Genomic DNA, 18,601 nt, shown 5'->3' with positions numbered 1-18,601 from the left:
GTCCTTTCCGGTTGTCGGTTTGTCCCAAATCACGAGAGGGCCCGGTGTGTTTCTTAGCTCGCCGAACGGGAAGGTTTGGAGCCCGTCCGGCGATTGAGGACACAGCACAGCTTGCTCGGGTCAGCCCAGCGCGGCGATCCGGTCGCGATAGTTCCGTACCGCCGCCGCGTCCCGGTACGGCTCCAGCCGCCGCTCGAAGTCGCGTACGTACTCCACCGCCCGCGCCGACCGCATCTCGGTCACCTGCTTCGCCGCCTCCGCCCCCAGCAGGCACGCCTGGTCCAGCTCGCCGAGGCCGAGCCGGGCGCAGGCGAGCACGACCCGGCAGAAGAGTCGGCTGCGGGCGTACGCCGGCGCGCGGAGCTGGAGCGAGCGCTCGGCGTACTGCGCGGCGGCGCGGTACTGCTGGAGATCCCGGTGGCAGTGCCCGAACTCGTCGGCGAGCTGCGCCTCGTCGTAGAAGCGCGCCCAGTGCGGCACTTCGTCGCCGGGCCGCGCCGACTCCAGCGCGCGTTCGGCCCGTACGAGCGAAGCCGTGCACGCACGCGCCTCCCCCAGCACCCCGTGCCCGCGCGCCTCGGCGGAGTGCAGCAGTGCCTGGACGACCGGGGGCGCGGAGCCCCCGACGCCCTGCTGCGCGACCCGCGCGAGCTGGACCGCCTCCCGGCCGTGGCCGAGATAGACGGCCTGACGGCTCATGGTGATCAGGATGTACGAGCCGTACGCGCGGTCCCCGGCCGCCTGGGACAACCGCAGGGCCTGTACGAAATAGCGCTGGGCGAGGCCATGGGCGGCGATGTCGTACGAGGTCCAGCCCGCGAGCCGGGTCAGCTCGGCCGCCGCGGCGAAGAGACGGCGGCCGGTGGCCTCCCCGTACAGCCCGCGCAGCATCGGTTCGGCTTCGTGCTCCAGATAGCGGACGAGCGCCTGGCGGGCGTGGCCGCCGCCGTAGGTCTGGTCGAGGGTGCTGAAGAGGTCGCCGACCGAGCGCAGCGCGGCGACATCGCCGAGGGTGACGCGCTGGCCCGCCGCGCGCTCGGTGCGCGGCCTGGGGAGGGTGCCCGGCCGCCCCTGGAACGGCACACGGTGCCCGCCCTCGTGCGAGACGGGGCCGCTGTCGGCGGTACGGCCCGCACCCTCGCGGCCGCCGTTCTCCGCGGCGCGGTTGCCCCCGTACGTTTCGAGGCCGGCGGAGCCGACCCGTTCGTCCGCGCGTCCGATCAGCCAGTCGCGGCTGGGGACGACAAGACCGGCCGGGGTGAACGCGATCTTGCGCAGTTCCGAGTGGCTGCCGGAGTCCTTGCGCCACAGCCCGGCGACGATGTCGACGGCCTCTTCCGGCGTGGACGCGAATTCCAGGCCCGCGTAGACCGGCGCGCAGGCGTCGAGCCCCAGATCCTGCGCGGAGAGCCGGCGGCCGAGTCTGCGGGTGAACACCTCGGCGATCAGCGCGGGGGTCGTGCCACGCGGCTGCTGCCCGCGCAGCCAGCGCGTCACCGACGTCTTGTCGTACCGCAAATCCAGGCCGTGTTCCAGACCGAGCTGATCCACCCGGCGGGCGAGACCTGCGTTCGAGAATCCGGCTTCCGCGATGAGCGCGGCGAGCTGGCGGTTGGGGATGCGCTGCGGAGGTCGTTCCGACATTAGCTGTGCGGTCTCCTGCCTTCCGGGCCCGGGAGCAGCCCATATGGAACGGCGCGAATTTAGCGGTCGCGAACGCTTCCACCGCTGCCTTCGCCCCACATTCATCCGATCGTGTGAGGATCAAGGGCGCCGCTGACGGGAGCCCTCGCCTATCGGCCCGCGGAAGCCCCGCGCTCCGGCGCCGGAACACCTGCCCGGCCGCTCCGCGGGGAGCCGCCGTACAGTGGCTGGGGCGTGACCCGTGCACGATGAACGTTCTGAGGAGACGGCCGTGAGTGAGCTGGTGAGTGAGCGGTGAGTGAGCTTCGGTACATCCGAATGGGGTTCGGCGAGCAGGCCGTCGAGTACCAGGAGGCATGGCAGGAGCAGCGCCGGGTCCACGCGGCCCGCTTCGCGGACGAGATCCCGGACACCTGTCTGCTGCTGGAGCATCCGCCGGTCTATACGGCGGGACGGCGCACGGCCGACAGCGAGCGCCCCCTGGACGGCACCCCGGTCATCGATGTGGACCGGGGCGGGAAGATCACCTGGCACGGCCCCGGCCAGCTCGTGGGCTATCCGATCCTCAAGCTGCCGCGCCCGGTCGATGTCGTCGCGCATGTCCGGCGGCTCGAAGAGGCGCTGATCCGTACGGTCGCGGAGTTCGGCCTGGAGACCACCCGGATCGAGGGGCGCAGCGGGGTGTGGGTGCTCGGGGACCCGGTGAGTGAACGCCCGTCCCTGGGCGGGCTGTCGCTGGACTTCGATCCGCGGGTGGCGGACGAGGAGTTCGACCCGCGGCTGAACGGGCCGGAGTACGCCCCGTCCAACGCGGGCCAGCGGCGCGAGGACCGCAAGCTGGCGGCGATCGGTATCCGGGTCGCCAAGGGCGTGACCATGCACGGCTTCGCGCTGAACGTGAACCCGGACAACACCTGGTTCGACCGGATCGTGCCGTGCGGGATCCGGGACGCGGGGGTCGCCTCGCTCTCGGACGAGCTGGGCAGGGACATCACGATCGCGGAGGTCCTTCCCGTACTGGAGACGCATCTGCGCGAGGTGCTCGCGCACGCGGAACTGAGGCCGCGGGAGCGGGCGAGCGCCTGAGTCCGTCGCCGGCCCTCCCGGTCCGGGGGTTCCTGCGCGGGGGAATGCGCCCCTCTGGCCATGGGTTGGCCAGACGTAATGCCACGTAAATATCGGGCGTAACCTGGTGTTCGCCGAAGAATCGAATGCCGCGCCAGCAGAGAGAGGTGCCGGACGTGTCCGCTGTCGCACCCGACGGACGCAAGATGCTGCGTCTGGAGGTCCGGAACAGCCAGACCCCCATCGAGCGCAAGCCCGAGTGGATCAAGACCCGGGCGAAAATGGGTCCCGAGTACCAGCAGCTCCAGAAACTCGTGAAGAGCGAGGGCCTGCACACGGTCTGCCAGGAGGCGGGCTGTCCGAACATCTTCGAGTGCTGGGAGGACCGCGAGGCGACCTTCCTCATCGGCGGCGACCAGTGCACCCGGCGCTGCGACTTCTGCCAGATCGACACGGGGAAGCCGGCCGAGCTGGACCGTGACGAGCCGCGCCGGGTCGGCGAGTCCGTCGTCGCGATGGACCTGAACTACGCCACGATCACCGGCGTCGCCCGTGACGACCTGGAGGACGGCGGGGCCTGGCTGTACGCGGAGACCGTGCGCCAGATCCACACCCGGACGGCCGAGCGCGCGGCGGGCGGTACGAAGGTCGAGCTGCTGATCCCCGACTTCAACGCGGTGCCCGAGCAGCTCGCCGAGGTCTTCTCGTCCCGCCCCGAGGTGCTCGCGCACAACGTCGAGACGGTGCCGCGCATATTCAAGCGCATCAGGCCCGGCTTCCGGTACGAGCGCTCGCTGGAGGTGATCACGCGCGCCCGAGAGGCGGGCCTGGTCACCAAGTCCAATCTGATCCTGGGCATGGGCGAGGAGCGCGCCGAGGTCAGCGAGGCGCTGCGGCATCTGTACGAGGCGGGGTGCGAGCTGATCACGATCACGCAGTATCTGCGGCCTTCCGTACGGCACCATCCGGTCGAGCGCTGGGTGAAGCCGCACGAGTTCGTGGAGCTGAAGGAGGAGGCCGAGGAGATCGGTTTCTCCGGGGTGATGTCGGGACCGCTGGTGCGCTCCTCGTACCGCGCGGGGCGGCTGTACCAGCAGGCGGTCGAGCGGCGTGGCGCGGCGGTGGCGGGCCAGGCGGTGTGAGGCCCGTGTTCTTTACGGGGCGTGGTGCGGCTCGGGTGTTCGACGCGGACGGTGGGCGCAGGCGTCCGGCGCGGGCGGTGAATCCCACCCGCTCGGCGCAAGCGTTCTGTGAATCCGGGCACAAGTGACTACTGGACAGTAACGGCCGGCCGGAGCGCGGTCCGTACCCTCCCCGCAGGTCGGGGGCGGTACGGACCGCTCCGCCGTTTTCCCGGCCGTTCGCGGGCCACCTGCCGGGGTTTCATTCGCGTTTGACCACTCGGTCACGCCCTGGTAACACCAGTGAATGAACCTGTGAACGAACCTGGTTCCACGGACCGCGCACGCTCGTGCACACCGCACCACACCCGCACGTGAGGGGATCGCCATCATGCAGGACGCGCCGGTACGACCCGTCACCGAAGCCAGGGCGGCCAGCACCCGGACCGCCCCGGCGCGAACCGCCGCGGCCCGGGCCATGGCCGCCAGGACCACCCCGGTCAGGCCCTCCGTCGCCGGCGCGCTGCGCGCCGTGGAGTCCCTCCTCCTGAGCGGCGGCCAGCGCACGGCCCGCCGCAACGCCTGGACGGCCGTCCTGGAGGACCGCCGCAGGGCCAAGGACCGGGTCGAGGCCCAGCACGTAATGGAGGCCGTGTCGAAGGCCACTTCCCGCGCCACGTAAACTTCTCGCATGGCGAGGAAGGAAAGCGCAGACACTGCTGCGAACCCGGGGCGACTGAAGCAGATCGCCCTTACCTACAAGATGACCCGGCGGGCCGACTCGAAGGTCGGTCTTGTCGTCGCGGGTGTGGGAATCGTCACCTTCGGTGTCTTCCTCGCGGTCGGCTTCTTGATCAACCACCCCATCTATCTGGGCATTCTGGGCTTCATCCTGGCGTTCCTCGCGATGGCGATCGTCTTCGGCCGCCGTGCCGAGAAGGCAGCCTTCGGACAGATGGAGGGTCAGCCGGGCGCCGCGGCCGCGGTTCTGGAGAACGTGGGCCGGGGCTGGACGACCACCCCGGCGGTGGCGATGAACCGTAATCAGGACGTCGTCCACCGGGCCGTCGGCAAGGCGGGCATCGTGCTGGTGGGCGAGGGCAACCCGAACCGGGTGAAGACCCTGCTGGCGGCCGAGAAGAAGCGGATGCAGCGCATCGTGATCGATGTGCCGGTGCACGACATCATCGTCGGCGACGGCGAGGGCCAGGTGCCGCTGAAGAAGGTACGTACGACGATGCTGAAGCTGCCGCGCGTACTGGCGGGCCCGCAGGTGACGGCGGCGAACGACCGGCTGCGCGCGATGGGTGACCTGATGAGCAATATGCCGCTGCCCAAGGGGCCGATGCCGAAGGGCATGCGGATGCCGCGGGGCGGGAAGATGCGCTGACGGTGCGGATATGACGGATACGGGTGAGGGCGGCCGCTGCTGAGCGGCCGCCCTCAGTCGTTTCAGTTTCCCGCGTTTCGGTCGTTCGTTTCCCGCGTTTCGGTCGTTTCCCGGGTTCAGTCGTTCCCGGGTTTCTAGATCCGCACCTGGACGGTCCGGGAGAGGCGGTCGTGGAGTCCGCGTCCGTCGCGGTCCCAGATCAGAGCGGGGATGGCTAGGCAGAGCAGGGCGCTGCGGACGAGGACACGGACGATGCCGGCCCGGCCGCCGGCCTCGGCGACGACGCGGAGGCCGAAGAGGCGCTTGCCGGGGGTGAAGCCGACCGTACCGACGGTGAGGAGGCTCAGTACGAGCAGGACAGCGAGGGCCCAGTTGCCCGCTGCCTGCCAGTCACGTCCGGCGAGCAACCCGTATGCGATCAGTATGCAGAGCGCCCAGTCGACGAAGATGGCCCCGAAGCGGCGGCCGAGAGGCGCGACGGAACCGGGTCCGTGCTCGGGCAGGCCGAGCCGTTCGCCGCGGTAGCCGAAGTCGACTCCCATGTCCTCGGCGGCCGCGCGGGGCCCGGAGAGCCAGGATCCGATTGCTTGCCTGTTGTCCACCCGACCACGGTACTGCGGGGGTGCCGGAGCCCAGGGAACGGGGGTACGGAGGGGGGTGCGACGGGGGTGCGTACGGGGTGTGACGGGGGCGTACGGAAGGGTGCTGAGGGTGGTGTACGCCCCGGCGCGCGCTCGGGCCGGTTAACTTCACCGAAACAAATGGGTCATGCTTGAGAAATGCCGGAAACCTATGGTCGGCTTCAGCGTGTGCCACCGCACTGGCCGCACGACCGAGCGACAACCCCCGCCCCACCCCGGGTCGGGAGGAGGAGGAGCTGGATGTTCCAGAACGCCGACGAGGCCAAGAAGTTCATCGCGGACGAGGACGTCAAGTTCGTGGACGTCCGCTTCTGCGATCTGCCTGGCGTGATGCAGCACTTCACGATCCCGGCGAAGGCGTTCGACCCCGCGGACGAGCTGGCCTTCGACGGCTCGTCGATCCGTGGCTTCCAGGCCATCCACGAGTCGGACATGGCGCTGCGCGCGGACCTGTCGACCGCCCGGGTCGACTCGTTCCGCCGTGACAAGACGCTGAACATCAACTTCTTCATCCACGACCCGATCACGGGCGAGCAGTACAGCCGCGACCCGCGCAACATCGCCAAGAAGGCGGAGGCCTACCTCGCCTCGACCGGCATCGCGGACACCGCGTACTTCGGCCCGGAGGCCGAGTTCTACGTCTTCGACAGCGTGCGCTTCAACACCACCGCGAACGAGGGCTTCTACCACATCGACTCCGAGGCCGGCGCCTGGAACACCGGAGCGATCGAGGACAACCGCGGCTACAAGGTCCGCTACAAGGGCGGCTACTTCCCGGCGCCGCCGGTCGACCACTTCGCCGATCTGCGGGCCGAGATCTCCCTGGAGCTGGCAGCGTCCGGCATCCAGGTCGAGCGCCAGCACCACGAGGTGGGCACCGCCGGCCAGGCGGAGATCAACTACAAGTTCAACACGCTGCTCGCCGCCGCCGACGACCTGATGCTCTTCAAGTACATCGTGAAGAACGTCGCCTGGCGCAACGGCAAGACCGCGACCTTCATGCCGAAGCCGATCTTCGGTGACAACGGCTCCGGCATGCATGTCCACCAGTCGCTGTGGCAGGGCGGCAGCCCGCTCTTCTACGACGAGCAGGGGTACGCGGGCCTCTCGGACACCGCCCGCTACTACATCGGCGGCATCCTCAAGCACGCCCCGTCGCTGCTGGCCTTCACCAACCCGACGGTGAACTCGTACCACCGCCTGGTCCCCGGCTTCGAGGCCCCGGTCAACCTGGTCTACTCCCAGCGCAACCGCTCCGCGGCGATGCGCATCCCGATCACGGGCTCGAACCCGAAGGCCAAGCGCGTCGAATTCCGCGCCCCGGACCCGTCCTCGAACCCGTACCTGGCCTTCTCCGCCCTCCTCCTCGCGGGCCTCGACGGCATCAAGAACAAGATCGAGCCGGCCGAGCCGATCGACAAGGACCTCTACGAACTGGCCCCGGAAGAGCACGCCGGCGTCCCCCAGGTCCCCACCTCTCTCCCGGCCGTCCTCGACGCCCTGGAAGCCGACAACGAATACCTCCAGGCCGGCGGCGTCTTCACCTCGGACCTGATCGAAACCTGGATCGACTTCAAGCGCACGAAGGAAATCGCCCCCATCCAACTCCGCCCGCACCCCCACGAGTTCGAGCTGTACTTCGACATCTAGGCCGAAGGATCTCCCGCAGCCCCTCCGATCAGGCGAACGGCCGATCGGAGGGGCTGTTCCGTGTTTGCCGGCCATGGTCTCGACGTTTGCCGACCATGGTCTCGAACGGTCATGGCGGGCGGACGTACGAGGTCCCCGTCGGCGGGTTGGAGCCGACGCTCATCCCGGGGTCTCGTCCTGGGCATGCGCTCGGTCGTGCGCGACCGGGCGGAGGCGGGTGAGGAGGTCCCGTCGGCCGGTGGTGGACAGACCGAGTTGACCGGCGCGTTCGAGATTGATCAGGCCGCTGAGCAGGCCGAGGACGGCACGGGGCGGTCCGTCCAGGACGAGGTCGGGGTCGGTGGCGCGGCCGAGCCGGGTGTGGACCCGGCCGTTTCGCAGTTCGATGACGGCCAGTTCGCCGGACGCGATGAGTTGGATGACCGCGGGCGGGGCGTCAGGATCGGCGTCGGTGGTGAACCACTCCGGGGCGTAGGCCAGCCACCGCGCCTGGAACGCGTCGTCCGGCCGTTCGTCGGCCATGAACCGAAGCCCCCACAACCCGAGCGCCTTCAGCGCCGGCTCCAGTTCCTGACCGGACTCGGTCAGCCGGTAGAGGACGGTGGCGATCGGCGGCGGTGCGTCCTCGCGGCTTATCAGCCCGGCGGCCTCAAGCTCCTTGAGGCGGGTCGACAGGAGGTTCGCCGCGATACCCGGCAGCCCGTTCTTGAGGTCCGTGAACCGGCACGGGCCCTGCAACAGCAGCTCCCGGACGATCAGCAGCGTCCAGCGGTCCCCCACCACATCAAGGGCCCGCGCAATCGAGCAGTACTGACCATAGCTCCGCATGCGCCAAGCGTACTGCAAGAGCTAAAGCATCTGGTAGAGAAAATAAACTGGCTAGGTGTAATCTTCCACCATGCCTCGTACGTCATCGAAACCACTGATGCTCGTCGCCCTCCTCACGGCGTCGTTCGTGATCAACCTCGACACCACGCTCGTCAACGTGGCGCTGCCGACCCTGTCGCTTGAGCTGGACACCTCCACCGCCGAGTTGCAGTGGGTCGTGGACGCCTACAACCTTGTGTTCGCCGCCTTGCTGCTGACCTCGGGGAGCCTGTCCGACCGCTTCGGCCGCAAGGGCATGCTCATGGCCGGTCTGCTGGTGTTCGGCGCAGCCAGCTTCGTCGGCGGGTACGCCGGGTCACCGGAGGAGCTGATCGCGGCCCGGGCCGTGATGGGCCTGGGAGCCGCGATGACCTTCCCGGGCACACTCGCACTGCTCACCGGCGTCTTCACCAGCCGCAAGGAGCGGGCGCTGTCCATCGGTCTGTGGGGCGCCACGGCCGGCGTCGCCATCGCGCTGGGGCCGATCGTGGGCGGCTTCCTGCTCCAGCACTACAGCTGGGCGAGCACCTTCTACGTCCTCGGTCCGATCTCTTTGGCCGTCATCGCCCTGGTGGCCCTGTTCGTCCCCAAGGAGCGGAATCCCGCCCCGCACCGCCTGGACTACCTGGGCCTTGTGCTGTCCGGCGGCTTCATGGGGCTGCTGGTCTACACCATCATCGAGGCCCCGAACCACGGCTGGTCATCCCCGGCGTCGCTCGCCGGCTTCGCCGGTTCCGTGATCCTGCTGATCGCGTTCATCGTCAGCGAGCGCCGCGCCGACGAGCCGATGCTCGACGTGCGGCTCTTCAAGGACATGCGCTTCAGCGCCGCCAGCGCCGCGGTCACCATCGCGTTCTTCACCCTGCTCGGGTTCATCTTCCTGATCACGCAGTACTTCCAGTTCATCCGGGGCTACAGCGCGCTGTCCACCGGTGTCCACCTGCTGCCGGTCGCGATCTCCGTCGCCGTGGGATCGACCCTCGGCACGCGGCTGGCGGTCCGTCTCGGCACCAAGGCGATCGTCACGGCCGGGCTGACCCTCCAGGCGGTCTTCTACTTCTGGGCCGCAGGCACCCTCAGCCCGACGCTCGACTACGGGATCATCGCCGTCCAGATGGTCGTCTACGGCCTGGGCATGGGCCTGACCTCCGCGCCCGCGACCGAGTCCATCATGGGAGCGGTCGCGGCCGACAAGGCCGGCGTCGGGTCCGCCATCAACGACTCCACCCGCCTGCTCGGCGGAACCCTCGGTGTCGCGGTCATCGGCAGCGCCTACGCCACTCTGTACGACTCACGCCTCACCGACGCCCTCCCGCCGCTGCCCTCCGGGCTGACGGACCTCGCCCATCAGTCTGTCGGAGCGGCGTTCGGTGTCTCGGGCCGGTTCGCCGCCCTCGGCCAGTCCTCCACGGCCCAGGCCGTACACCAGGCCGCGAGTGACGCCTTCCACGACGGCCTCGTTCTCGGCTGTGTCGTAGCCGGACTCGCCGCAGTCGCCGGCGCGCTGCTCGCGGGAGCCTTCCTGCCCGCTCAGCCCCCGTCGAAGCCCGAACCGGACGACGCAGCCGACCTGGCCGGCGCCACCAGCGGCCGAGCGGCCGTCAACACATGAGTCCATCAACACGTTGGCAATCAGATACTGAAATGAGGTGACTGCGATGGTTGACGTGCCCGTCTATGTCTGGGTACTCACTCTCGCCGGAATAGCCGGGCTGGTCGGGTCGACCGGCCTCGTGCTGTATCGGGGCGCGGAACTCGCGGATCTCGGCCGCCGCCGGGCGGTCGGGCTCGGCGTGAGCTCGGCGGTGCTGCTCGGCGGCTGGTTCACGATCAGCGGGCTGATCGCCGCGAACGGCTGGTATCTCAACAAACCTGGGCGGCTTCCCGGGCTGCCGATCACGTTCGCCGCCGTGCTGGTCGCCCTGCTGGCCGCCACCCGGATTCCCATGGTGGCCCGTGCCCTCGCCGCCCCAGGGATGCTCAGCCGCCTTGAACTGCCGCACACGTTCCGCGTGGTCGGAGTGGTGTTCCTGATCATGATGGCCCTCGGCCACCTGCCCCCTCTGTTCGCCCTGCCCGCCGGACTGGGCGACATCGCGACCGGGCTCGCCGCACCCTTCGTCGCCCGCCGTATCGCGAAGGGCACCAGTCGACGGACCGTGATGCGGTTCAACGTGCTGGGCATGATCGATCTCGTCACGGCGCTGACCCTCGCCATCCTCATCGGCAACCACGTCCTCGACGTGACACCCTCCACACAGGCGATCACCCAACTACCCCTCGCCCTGATCCCCACGGCCGCCGTCCCACTGCTGTTCACGCTGCACATCACGTCTCTGCTGCGCATGGCCGCCCTTGGACGGACACGGCCGGATACGACGAGCATCGCCGGCGCCGGTCTCAGCTACCGCTGAAAGGCGACGCCCCGCCCGCACCCCCTGCCCTCCCCCTCCGACACCGCCGAAGACCCGACGACCACGCCGGCCCCCTCGAACGCCTCCTGCGTGACATGGGGGCCGGTCGTGTTGTGGGGGTGGTTGCGTGGTTAGGTTGCGCCAACCTGCGGGGGAGCCGTGGGGGTTGGGTTGACGGGGGAGGATCCTTCGATGTTTGTGCTGGCCATATTGCTTGTCGTCACGGCCGTCGTGCTGGGCGTGGTGGGGCGGAGTCGGGCGGGTGGGCTGAAGGTCTGGGCCGCGCTTGCCGGGGTGGCGGGGGTCGGGTTCGGGGTTGTCAGTTGTGTGTATGTGGTGAGCGCGTACGAGGTCGGGGTGCCCGTGCTGTTCGGGAAGATCGGGGCGCCGCTGACGTCCGGGATGCATCTGAAGACGCCTTTCACCGAGGTGACGAGCTTCTCCACCCGGCCCGTGGACCTCAATCTCAACGACAAGGACGTGGTCGAGGTCCGCTCGTCGCAGGGCGGGGTGCTGTACGCGGATGTCACCGTCAAGTGGGCCGTGACACCGGCGAACGCGGTGGAGCTGTACCGGCTGGCCGGTAGTCAGGACGCGATCCAGGAGCGGCTGGTGCTGCCGGACAGCCGGGAGATCATCCGGAATGTGTTCGCCAAGCACAAGAGCGAGGAGGGCTATGCCTCCGGGCGGCAGGCCATAGCCTCCGAGATCGAGGCGCAGATCAAGGAGCGGCTGAAGCCGCGGGGCATCGATGTCACCAATGTCAATCTGCGCAATGTGCGGCCGTCCGACCAGCTTCAGGAGCAGATAGACAAGAAGCTCCAGCAGGAGCAGGCCACCGAGCGCGCGGTCGAGGCGTCGCGTACGGCGAAGGCCGAGTCCGAGCGCAGGCGTATCGAGGCCGAGGGCATCGCCAGGGCCAACGGGATCCTGGAGCGGTCGCTCACCGACCGGGTCCTGAGGAACCAGTGCATCGATGCCTTCAAGGAAGCCGCCAAGGCCAACCCCGTGTACGCGGTGCCGTGCGGGTCGGGATCGGGTGATACGCCCGTCATTGTGGACAGCACGCGCAACTGACGCGCGCGCGTGCCTGCCGCCCGAGTTGTCCGGTGAACGCCACCTCTGAACGCCACCCCGCCGACAGCGGGGTGGCGTTCTGGCGTATCGGTGCTTCCGCGGGTGTCGGTTGTCAGTGGGCGCTGGCACGATGGGGGGCATGAAGATCTACAACTGGCGGCCCTTTCTTGAGCGGTGGAGTGCTGACTGGGAGGACCTGGTCGGGGGGAGTGAGCCGTGGCTGGGGTTCGCGGGCGTGGACGAGGGGCGGATACGGGAGGTGGAGGAGCGGCTCGGGGTCGGGCTGCCCTTGACCTATCGGTCGTTCCTCGCGGTCACCGACGGATGGCGGGCCGCCGGGACCGAGGTCGGGGTGGTCGGGGCTGTGGAGGGGGTTCGGTGGTACGGAGACGATGACGCGGAGCCGGGCGCGCGGCTCCAGTTGGCCGTCACGGGGGCGGACATCGAGGTGCTGCTCGATCCCGGTGATGTGGATGGAGACGGGGAGTGGGCCGCGTATCTGGACCGGAGCCGGGCCGGCGGTGGTCCGGAGGAGCGGTACGAGTCGTTCCTGGAGCTGATGCAGGAGCTGTTCCGGGAGTTCCACCGCGCACACGCCGACTCCCCCGGCTTCACGAACGCCACCACCCGCGAACTCGACGCCGATGTCGAAGAGGCGCGCACGGGCTGCCTCGGCGGCGACGACATCGACGGCCGGCTCGACCTGTTCATGGAAGCGGACGCCCACGGCCGGAGCCGGGCCCGTGGGCTGCGGCTCCAGGTGGAGGCGATGCTCGACGGCGGGCCGCTGGACGTACGGGAGTTGAGACCGCTGGCCGCACTGGAGCGGCTCGGTCCGGACGAGGCGGGGGTCGGCGCGCGGGCCGGGGGCGACGCGGAGACCGAAGGTGGCGAGCGTACGTACCGGTACGAGCCGTCCGGCGCCTTCGGCAAGGCGGTCGCGGCCGCGCGCGAGCACGCACGGTGGGGTGATACGGACGCCGCCTGGGAGACGATCGCGGACGCCGTGGCCGACTGGGAGCCCAATGGCAGCGAGCACATAGCCCCCGTCGGTCTGCTCGCCGATCCCTTCCTCGGGCCGGTGATCACACCGGAGCGCGGCCGGTACATCCTCGAAACGCCCCGTGGGGAGCAGCGCGAAGAAGGAGCCGTGGCGAGCGGGGAAGTGTTCGCGTCGGACGGTGACGGGCTCGGCTGGCTCGCCGACGACGGGGAGCAGGGGGGCTCCTACCGGTTCGTCCTCGTCGAGGGCATATCGCCGGAGGAGCTGGCCGTACGTATCGGACAAGGGCCGGGCGAGGAAGGGCCGTTGTCGGCGCCGGCCGATGAACGGGAGGCGGGGGACGCTGCTCGTATCGGCTCCTGCGGCGGCGACAGCGGGTGGAGCTTCGCGTTCGAAAGCCGCCGCGACGCCGATTTCGCTGAGTCCCTCCAGGAGTCCCTGCACCAGTCCCTCCAGGAGTCCTTCCCGGCGGGCGGGCTCGGTGAGAAGGCGTCCCGGGGCACCGCGTCCGTCACGGTATGGGTGGAGCGGGGCAGCGAGGCGGAGGAGGAAGCGGGTACGTTCCACTTCTCGTACGCGGAGGACGGACGGCGCCAGTACGGATTCACCGTGCATGACGGGGACATCGAGGAGTGGGGCACTCTTCCCGAGTCCCTCGACCCCGAGGAACTCTTCCCCGACCCCGAGGACTTCGCGCTCGACCCCGACGACGAGTACGAGGCGCTCGCCGCCATCACGGATGAGTACGGGGTGTCCCTGCCCCGGTTCGCGCTCACGCGCGGGCGGCTTCACACCGTACGGACCGGGCCCTGGGTCACCGGCGCCTGACGCCCGCGCGGCGGCCCATGCCGTAAAGGCGTAAGGGCGTGAAGGCGTAAGAGCCCGTGAGGGCCCATGAGGGCCGGCCGGCTACGAGGTCCGGGCCGGCTCTCCGGCCCTTTCGGGTCGGAGAGCCGGTGTACGGCCGTGCCCGGCGAAGCCGTACCTCAGCCGGGCCGTGCCTCAGCGGATCCCCATGCCTCAGCGCCGTACATCAGCGCCGTATCTCAGCGGATCAGTGCGCGCACCATGCGGCAGGTGGTGTCGGACGGCGGGTGGACCCCGATCCGGGACGCCGTGCTCCGGATCCGGCGGTTGGTCGCGCTCGCCGGGTGGTACACCCCCGAGTCGAGCAGGGCGATGGCGAGGCGCATGGCCTTGAGCCGGCGGTTGTGGGTCTCGTACCACTCCCGCGGCTGGCCCGCCGGCAGTGGTTTGCGGACGATGGTGGGCGCGGTCGGCTGGATCTCGAAGAGTTTCGTCGTGATTGTGGCAACGGCCATCGGCGACCTCCCGGCGCGGTGGTGGGACCCTTACGGACCCTCACGAACTACCCCTATTTTACCGCCCCCCACTGACAATCGCCCCTGGCCAGAGGGCATTTGACGGTCATTGGAAAGGCTGCCGCACAGGGATCAGGACCGAAGTCACGGGTGTGACGGCTGAACGGTACGGAGGGCTCGCCCGTACCCAACGGCAACACGGAACCCAGCCGGCCGCCCCCGTACGGCCGGGGACAGGAGCCCCCACACGTGTCCCGCAAGAAGACCTTCAGTACCCGGAAGAAGCTCGCCCTGCTCGCCGGCGCCGCCGCGCTGGTGGGCGGTACGGCGGTGGTGATGACCGGGACCAGCCAGGCGTCGGTGGTCTGTGACGGGCTGGCCACGGCCCTCGGCAACAACGAGAGTTTCATCGCCGCGCAGAAGGCCGCGCCGGACGCGCTGTCCGAGGCGCGGATCGCCAACCGCGTCGCGGTCGTCGAGGAGATCAAGCGCAAGCAGACGGCGTCCGGATGCCAGGCCGGGGAGAGCATCCGGCCGCCGCAGGCGGAGCAGCCCCCCGCGCAGGCCCCGGTGGAGCAGCAGCCACCCGCGGCCGAGCCGCCCGCCGCCGAACCGCCCGCCGACGCTGGGAACGCCGACGCTGGGAACGCCGGAAACGGAGACGCGGGAAACGCCGGAAGCGGTGAAGGTGACGGCGGCGCCGGCGAGGTCGTCTGCGCCGGATCCACCGTCACCCTCTCCGGCGAGGCGGGCGCCCCGGCCGCGTCCAGCAATCAGTTCCCGGCCGGAACCACGCTCCGCGTGACCAATCTCGACAACGACAAGTCGACAACGGTCCAGGTCACGTCGGTCTCCGGGAGCTGCGCCCTGCTGAACGACGCGGCGTTCGAGCAGGTCCGCGAGCCGGGCAAGTTCCTGATACGCAACGCCCGGATCGAACGCGTCCAGAGCGTCGGCTAGCCGGCTACCAGCCGGCGAGGCCGGAGGCCCGAGGCGCTAGGCCCTGTCCACAGCAGCAGCCTGCCGCGCCCCGGCCCCGGCCTGCTGCACCTCGGCCTCCGCCTCCGCCAGGATCTCGGTCAGCCGCAGCCCGAACCGTACGTCGCAGGCGTGCGGCTGCCCCGTACGGACCGAGTCCAGCAGCGCGTCGGTCGCCGCGCGGAACGAGTCGACCGGGTCTCCCCACTCGGTCGGCAGCACCTCCGTACCGCGCTCGCCGCGCAGTTCGACGCCCGATCCCGACCCGGCCTCCGGCGCGCTCAGGCTCAGCGCCACCGTACTGGCCGCCCCGGACACATGCCGGAGCACCAGGTGGGTGAGGTCGGGCCCGGTCCGTACGGCCGTCAGCCCGGTGACATCGCCGAGCACCGGGATCAGCGCGGACAGCGCGTGCGGGCCGACGTCCCACAGGCCGCCCTTCTCGCGGCGCCAGGGGGACTCGGCGTACGGGCTGTTCGCGCCCGTCCCGTACAGCGCGCCCATCCAGTAGGCGTGGGCGGTGAACCAGCCGCCCTTCGCCGCCTGCTCGTCGATCCAGCCCGCGGTCCCGGGGGCGAAGCGCAGGGTGCAGAAGACGACGGACGAGACGCCCGCGCCGGTCGCCGCGGCGACGGCCTCGCGGGCGGCGGCCACGGTCGTCGCGACCGGTTTGTCCAGCAGCAGATGGCAGCCGGCCGCGGCGGCCCGCACCGCGAGCGGCGCCTGGATGTCCGGCGGCAGGGCGAAGGCGATGGCGTCGCTCTCGGCGAAGAGGGCGTCGAGGCCGCTCTCGCCGGAGTGGGCAGTGGTGTCATGGGCGGCGGCGAGGGCGGCGGCGGCCTCGGGGCGCCGCCCCCAGACGCCGCTGAATTCGATGCCGGGGTGGGCGGCGAGGGCAGGGGCGTGCGTACGCTCCGCCCAGGGGCCGGTGCCGAGGAGTCCGATTCGTGGCTTGCTCATGGCGGTCAGTCTGCCCCGCGGTCCTGTGGGGCGTGAGGCGCGGGGGCCGGTACGGGAGCAGTACGAGGCGTAAAGCCCCGGGGCCGGTACGGGGCGGTACACCACAGCCACGCCGGTACGGACGACCGCCGCCGCGCAGGCACAGGCCACCGCGGCGGTACGGGCGTAAAACAGTGGCCGCGTGCCCCAGGGCCGGTGTTACGTTGCTCGGGCCGGCCGCGGGCCTCCGGTGCGACTTCCGGGACTTGCCTCTGAAGCAGTGATTTCGCTGTTCGCGCCTCCATGCCCCGGCCGGCACCGCTGCCCGGGGCCGACACCGCCGACGGGGCGGGATCCGGCAGGCACCCGGGGGGCTGAACACCATGGCGGAGACTTTCTCCGATCTGATCGCGGCCGAGGACGTGCTGCTCTTCGTCAACGCGGCCGTCACGGCCACCGGCCAGCGCGAATTCCGCTCGGGGGCGCACGCGCAGCGCCTCTCGCTCGGCTTTCTGCATGAGTATGTACGGGTCAACTACCGTCCGGTGTACGCCGCTTCGCTCGCCCTCGACATCAACGACCACAACGCGGTCCTGATCATCGAGGCGCTGCTGCGGACGGCACACGAGGCAGGCCCGGAGGAGAAGCGCGCCGAGGGGCGGCTGATCGCCAGGCGGCTGGCCATGCTGCCCCCGCAGCGGGTCTACCGGCTCTTCCGCGAGCTGCGGGCCGCCGGGGTCGGCAATCGCCGTACCCGCGCGATCCTGCGCGAATGGCTGGCCACCCGGCCGGATCTGGCGCACGACGCGGTCAAGTACCGCACCGGCCTCAAGTCCGCCGCGCGCCACTTCCACCTTCCGCCGGCCGCTCTCCGCCTCCCGCCGGCCGCTCCCCGCCTCACCCCGGAGGGAACGCGGCAGGCGGCCGAAGCCCGGTCGGACGAACTCGGGGACTTCCTCTTCAAGCCCGGCCGCCGCAAGCGGTACGGCCATGCCCTGCTGGACGCGTACCGCCGCGCCCATTTCGAACAAGGCGCGCTGTACGAACTGCCGTTCACCGTCGCCGAGGGGTTCGCCGCCCGGCACGGCATCCCGCGCGGCGCGTTCCTGGAGCGGATGGAACCGCGGATGACCCGGCTGGAGCGGCTCCGTACCCAGCGCTCGGCCCTGGCCCTGGCCGACGCGGACACCGCCGGCCCGCGAGCGGCGCGGCCCCGGCCGGCCGATCTGACGGTCATGCCGCTGACCCGGCTCGCGCTGTACGTCCTCTCCCTGCCCTTGGACGAGCGGATGCGGCGCCGGGGCGAGCTGAGCCATGCCCTCCGTACGGCCGCGCGCCGGGTGGCCGGCCCGTACGCCGGGACCTGGGGGCGGGTGGCCGCCGTGCTCGACGACAGCTACTCCTCGTCCGGGTCGGGGGAGAAGCGCCGCCGCCCGCTGGGCACCGCGCTGGCCTGCCACTATCTGCTGAAGGCGCTGGCGGCCCCCGGCTCGTACACCCCGCTGTGGACCTCGGGAAGCACCGATCCGCTGCTCGTACGGCCGTACGGCCCGACACCGCTCGGCACCCGGATCATCGACGCGCTCGACCACACGCCCGACCGGCTGGTGATCGTCTCGGACGGCTGGGACAACGCGCCTCCCGGGCTGGCCGGCGAGGTGCTGCGGGTCTGGCGCACCCGGCTCGACCGGGAAGGGAGGACGAGCGCGGTGCATCTCAACCCCGTATACGACGCGGACGGTTTTGACGTGCGGCGTCTGGCACCGAGCGTACCGACAGCGGGCATCCGGGACGCGGAGGATCTGCCCGCGCTGGTGGAGATCGCGCAGTTCGCGGAAGGGCGTACGGGCCTGGCCGAGCTGCGGGCGTATCTGGACCGGCGGGTGGAGCGGTTCGTGAACGACGATCCGCCCTGCCGGTTGCCGGAGGAAGGCCGGCGGGGCGGGCGGCCGCGCGGCGAGGACCCGAGCGGCTCAACAGTTCCGGACTCGACGTTTTCGGACTCGACAGTTTTGGACTCGACGGCTTCGGAGGAGCGATGACCCGGCTCGACCTCACCGGTCTGATCACGCGGCCCGCCCAGGTCTGGGGCGGCATCCGGCTCGTACCGCTGGTGCGCGAGAAGCCCGTGACCGGCCTGCGGCTGCACCGGGAGATCTACCGCGCGCAGAATGCCAACGGCGGTTACGACCAGGACGCCCATGTCGGTTACGACCAGGTCCAGGTCGGCCCGAACACTCGCTACATCTCGTACATCCCGCACGGTTTCATCGCGGACTGGTCGGGCGACGGCGGCCAGGGAGCGGCGTACGGCACCCAACTCGGTGAGGGCGAAGGTGAGCACGAAGGCACGAGCGAGAGCGGCAATGCGGGCGCCGGGGCGCGCACGGGCGCCAGGGGCCCGGACCCGGGGGCCGGCGCGAAACGGCGCCCCCAAACCCCCCCCCTCCGCCCCAGGAGCCCCCCCCCCCACAGAGTGGAGCGTACCAA

16 protein-coding genes and 1 pseudogene are annotated in these 18,601 nt (G+C 70.4%); 12 read left to right on the top strand and 5 right to left on the bottom strand.

The features are described 5' to 3' along the window. Positions 1 to 120 precede the first annotated feature (120 nt). Complete coding sequence (locus ACFU9P_RS10345) at positions 121 to 1,644, bottom strand: regulator (RefSeq protein ID WP_384078553.1); 1,524 nt, start codon at positions 1,642 to 1,644, stop codon at positions 121 to 123. 294 nt (positions 1,645 to 1,938) lie between these two features. Here ACFU9P_RS10345 and lipB point away from each other — a divergent pair, with 294 nt between their 5' ends. From lipB to ACFU9P_RS10325, 4 genes are all read left to right on the top strand, one after another. Further along, positions 1,939 to 2,730 carry a lipoyl(octanoyl) transferase LipB gene (gene lipB, locus ACFU9P_RS10340; RefSeq protein WP_376378899.1) on the top strand — a complete coding sequence of 264 codons (792 nt, stop codon included), beginning with the start codon at positions 1,939 to 1,941 and terminating at the stop codon, positions 2,728 to 2,730. A 155-nt stretch (positions 2,731 to 2,885) separates the two neighbouring features. Continuing rightward, positions 2,886 to 3,851, top strand: a complete 966-nt coding sequence (lipA, locus tag ACFU9P_RS10335) for a lipoyl synthase (protein ID WP_376378902.1) — start codon at positions 2,886 to 2,888, stop codon at positions 3,849 to 3,851. Positions 3,852 to 4,308: 457 nt separating this feature from the next. Beyond that, complete coding sequence (locus ACFU9P_RS10330; protein ID WP_376379138.1) at positions 4,309 to 4,512, top strand: hypothetical protein; 204 nt, start codon at positions 4,309 to 4,311, stop codon at positions 4,510 to 4,512. Positions 4,513 to 4,521: 9 nt separating this feature from the next. Next, positions 4,522 to 5,220 carry a DUF4191 domain-containing protein gene (locus ACFU9P_RS10325; protein ID WP_376378905.1) on the top strand — a complete coding sequence of 233 codons (699 nt, stop codon included), beginning with the start codon at positions 4,522 to 4,524 and terminating at the stop codon, positions 5,218 to 5,220. A 134-nt stretch (positions 5,221 to 5,354) separates the two neighbouring features. On the opposite strand, the gene ACFU9P_RS10320 is transcribed toward ACFU9P_RS10325, so the two are convergent. Beyond that, complete coding sequence (locus tag ACFU9P_RS10320) at positions 5,355 to 5,822, bottom strand: RDD family protein (protein WP_384078552.1); 468 nt, start codon at positions 5,820 to 5,822, stop codon at positions 5,355 to 5,357. 279 nt (positions 5,823 to 6,101) lie between these two features. Here ACFU9P_RS10320 and glnA point away from each other — a divergent pair, with 279 nt between their 5' ends. Then, the gene (gene glnA / locus ACFU9P_RS10315) at positions 6,102 to 7,511 is read left to right on the top strand and encodes a type I glutamate--ammonia ligase (protein WP_217308997.1); all 1,410 of its coding nucleotides are present in this window, start codon (positions 6,102 to 6,104) and stop codon (positions 7,509 to 7,511) included. Positions 7,512 to 7,670: 159 nt separating this feature from the next. Here glnA and ACFU9P_RS10310 read toward each other — a convergent pair whose 3' ends face one another. Beyond that, a complete protein-coding gene (locus ACFU9P_RS10310) occupies positions 7,671 to 8,339 on the bottom strand; it encodes a winged helix-turn-helix transcriptional regulator (RefSeq protein ID WP_384078551.1) in 669 nt (222 codons plus the stop codon). Between the two features lie 70 nt (positions 8,340 to 8,409). Here ACFU9P_RS10310 and ACFU9P_RS10305 point away from each other — a divergent pair, with 70 nt between their 5' ends. From ACFU9P_RS10305 to ACFU9P_RS10290, 4 genes are all read left to right on the top strand, one after another. After that, positions 8,410 to 9,990, top strand: coding sequence for a DHA2 family efflux MFS transporter permease subunit (locus ACFU9P_RS10305; protein ID WP_384078550.1), 1,581 nt, complete (start codon positions 8,410 to 8,412; stop codon positions 9,988 to 9,990). Between the two features lie 46 nt (positions 9,991 to 10,036). Then, the gene (locus tag ACFU9P_RS10300; RefSeq protein WP_384078549.1) at positions 10,037 to 10,792 is read left to right on the top strand and encodes a hypothetical protein; all 756 of its coding nucleotides are present in this window, start codon (positions 10,037 to 10,039) and stop codon (positions 10,790 to 10,792) included. 192 nt (positions 10,793 to 10,984) lie between these two features. Continuing rightward, positions 10,985 to 11,869: a prohibitin family protein gene (locus tag ACFU9P_RS10295; RefSeq protein ID WP_376378922.1), complete on the top strand. Its 885-nt coding sequence runs from the start codon at positions 10,985 to 10,987 to the stop codon at positions 11,867 to 11,869. A gap of 139 nt (positions 11,870 to 12,008) precedes the next feature. Next, positions 12,009 to 13,700 (top strand): SMI1/KNR4 family protein, encoded by a 1,692-nt coding sequence (locus tag ACFU9P_RS10290; protein ID WP_384078548.1) that lies wholly within the window; start codon positions 12,009 to 12,011, stop codon positions 13,698 to 13,700. Positions 13,701 to 13,918: 218 nt separating this feature from the next. Here ACFU9P_RS10290 and ACFU9P_RS10285 read toward each other — a convergent pair whose 3' ends face one another. Next, positions 13,919 to 14,194, bottom strand: a complete 276-nt coding sequence (locus ACFU9P_RS10285) for a hypothetical protein (protein ID WP_376378928.1) — start codon at positions 14,192 to 14,194, stop codon at positions 13,919 to 13,921. Between the two features lie 249 nt (positions 14,195 to 14,443). Here ACFU9P_RS10285 and ACFU9P_RS10280 point away from each other — a divergent pair, with 249 nt between their 5' ends. After that, on the top strand, positions 14,444 to 15,154 hold the full coding sequence (locus ACFU9P_RS10280) for a hypothetical protein (protein WP_384078547.1): 711 nt from the start codon (positions 14,444 to 14,446) through the stop codon (positions 15,152 to 15,154). A 36-nt stretch (positions 15,155 to 15,190) separates the two neighbouring features. Here ACFU9P_RS10280 and ACFU9P_RS10275 read toward each other — a convergent pair whose 3' ends face one another. Beyond that, positions 15,191 to 16,132 carry a Gfo/Idh/MocA family protein gene (locus ACFU9P_RS10275; protein ID WP_384078546.1) on the bottom strand — a complete coding sequence of 314 codons (942 nt, stop codon included), beginning with the start codon at positions 16,130 to 16,132 and terminating at the stop codon, positions 15,191 to 15,193. A 362-nt stretch (positions 16,133 to 16,494) separates the two neighbouring features. On the opposite strand from ACFU9P_RS10275, the gene ACFU9P_RS10270 reads away from it, so the two are divergent. Beyond that, positions 16,495 to 18,153: a hypothetical protein gene (locus ACFU9P_RS10270; RefSeq protein WP_384078545.1), complete on the top strand. Its 1,659-nt coding sequence runs from the start codon at positions 16,495 to 16,497 to the stop codon at positions 18,151 to 18,153. Next, positions 18,150 to 18,601: pseudogene (locus ACFU9P_RS10265) on the top strand (hypothetical protein); the annotation flags it as partial. The gene ACFU9P_RS10270 and the pseudogene ACFU9P_RS10265, both read left to right, overlap by 4 nt.

Source organism: Streptomyces sp. NPDC057617, from assembly GCF_042800555.1.
Classification (GTDB): Bacteria; Actinomycetota; Actinomycetes; order Streptomycetales; family Streptomycetaceae; genus Streptomyces.
The sequence above is the reverse complement of the archived record's forward strand: the minus strand, read 5'-3'. Positions and strand labels throughout refer to the sequence as shown.

Excerpts from the sequence above, each read along its gene's own strand:
- ACFU9P_RS10270 (WP_384078545.1), top strand. The coding sequence starts at position 16,495 with ATGGCGGAGACTTTCTCCGATCTGATCGCGGCCGAGGACGTGCTGCTC.
- glnA (WP_217308997.1), top strand. The coding sequence starts at position 6,102 with ATGTTCCAGAACGCCGACGAGGCCAAGAAGTTCATCGCGGACGAGGAC.
- ACFU9P_RS10325 (WP_376378905.1), top strand. The coding sequence starts at position 4,522 with ATGGCGAGGAAGGAAAGCGCAGACACTGCTGCGAACCCGGGGCGACTG.
- ACFU9P_RS10310 (WP_384078551.1), bottom strand. The coding sequence starts at position 8,339 with ATGCGGAGCTATGGTCAGTACTGCTCGATTGCGCGGGCCCTTGATGTG.
- ACFU9P_RS10295 (WP_376378922.1), top strand. The coding sequence starts at position 10,985 with ATGTTTGTGCTGGCCATATTGCTTGTCGTCACGGCCGTCGTGCTGGGC.
- ACFU9P_RS10345 (WP_384078553.1), bottom strand. The coding sequence starts at position 1,644 with ATGTCGGAACGACCTCCGCAGCGCATCCCCAACCGCCAGCTCGCCGCG.
- ACFU9P_RS10290 (WP_384078548.1), top strand. The coding sequence starts at position 12,009 with ATGAAGATCTACAACTGGCGGCCCTTTCTTGAGCGGTGGAGTGCTGAC.
- ACFU9P_RS10305 (WP_384078550.1), top strand. The coding sequence starts at position 8,410 with ATGCCTCGTACGTCATCGAAACCACTGATGCTCGTCGCCCTCCTCACG.
- ACFU9P_RS10275 (WP_384078546.1), bottom strand. The coding sequence starts at position 16,132 with ATGAGCAAGCCACGAATCGGACTCCTCGGCACCGGCCCCTGGGCGGAG.
- ACFU9P_RS10300 (WP_384078549.1), top strand. The coding sequence starts at position 10,037 with ATGGTTGACGTGCCCGTCTATGTCTGGGTACTCACTCTCGCCGGAATA.
- ACFU9P_RS10285 (WP_376378928.1), bottom strand. The coding sequence starts at position 14,194 with ATGGCCGTTGCCACAATCACGACGAAACTCTTCGAGATCCAGCCGACC.
- ACFU9P_RS10330 (WP_376379138.1), top strand. The coding sequence starts at position 4,309 with ATGGCCGCCAGGACCACCCCGGTCAGGCCCTCCGTCGCCGGCGCGCTG.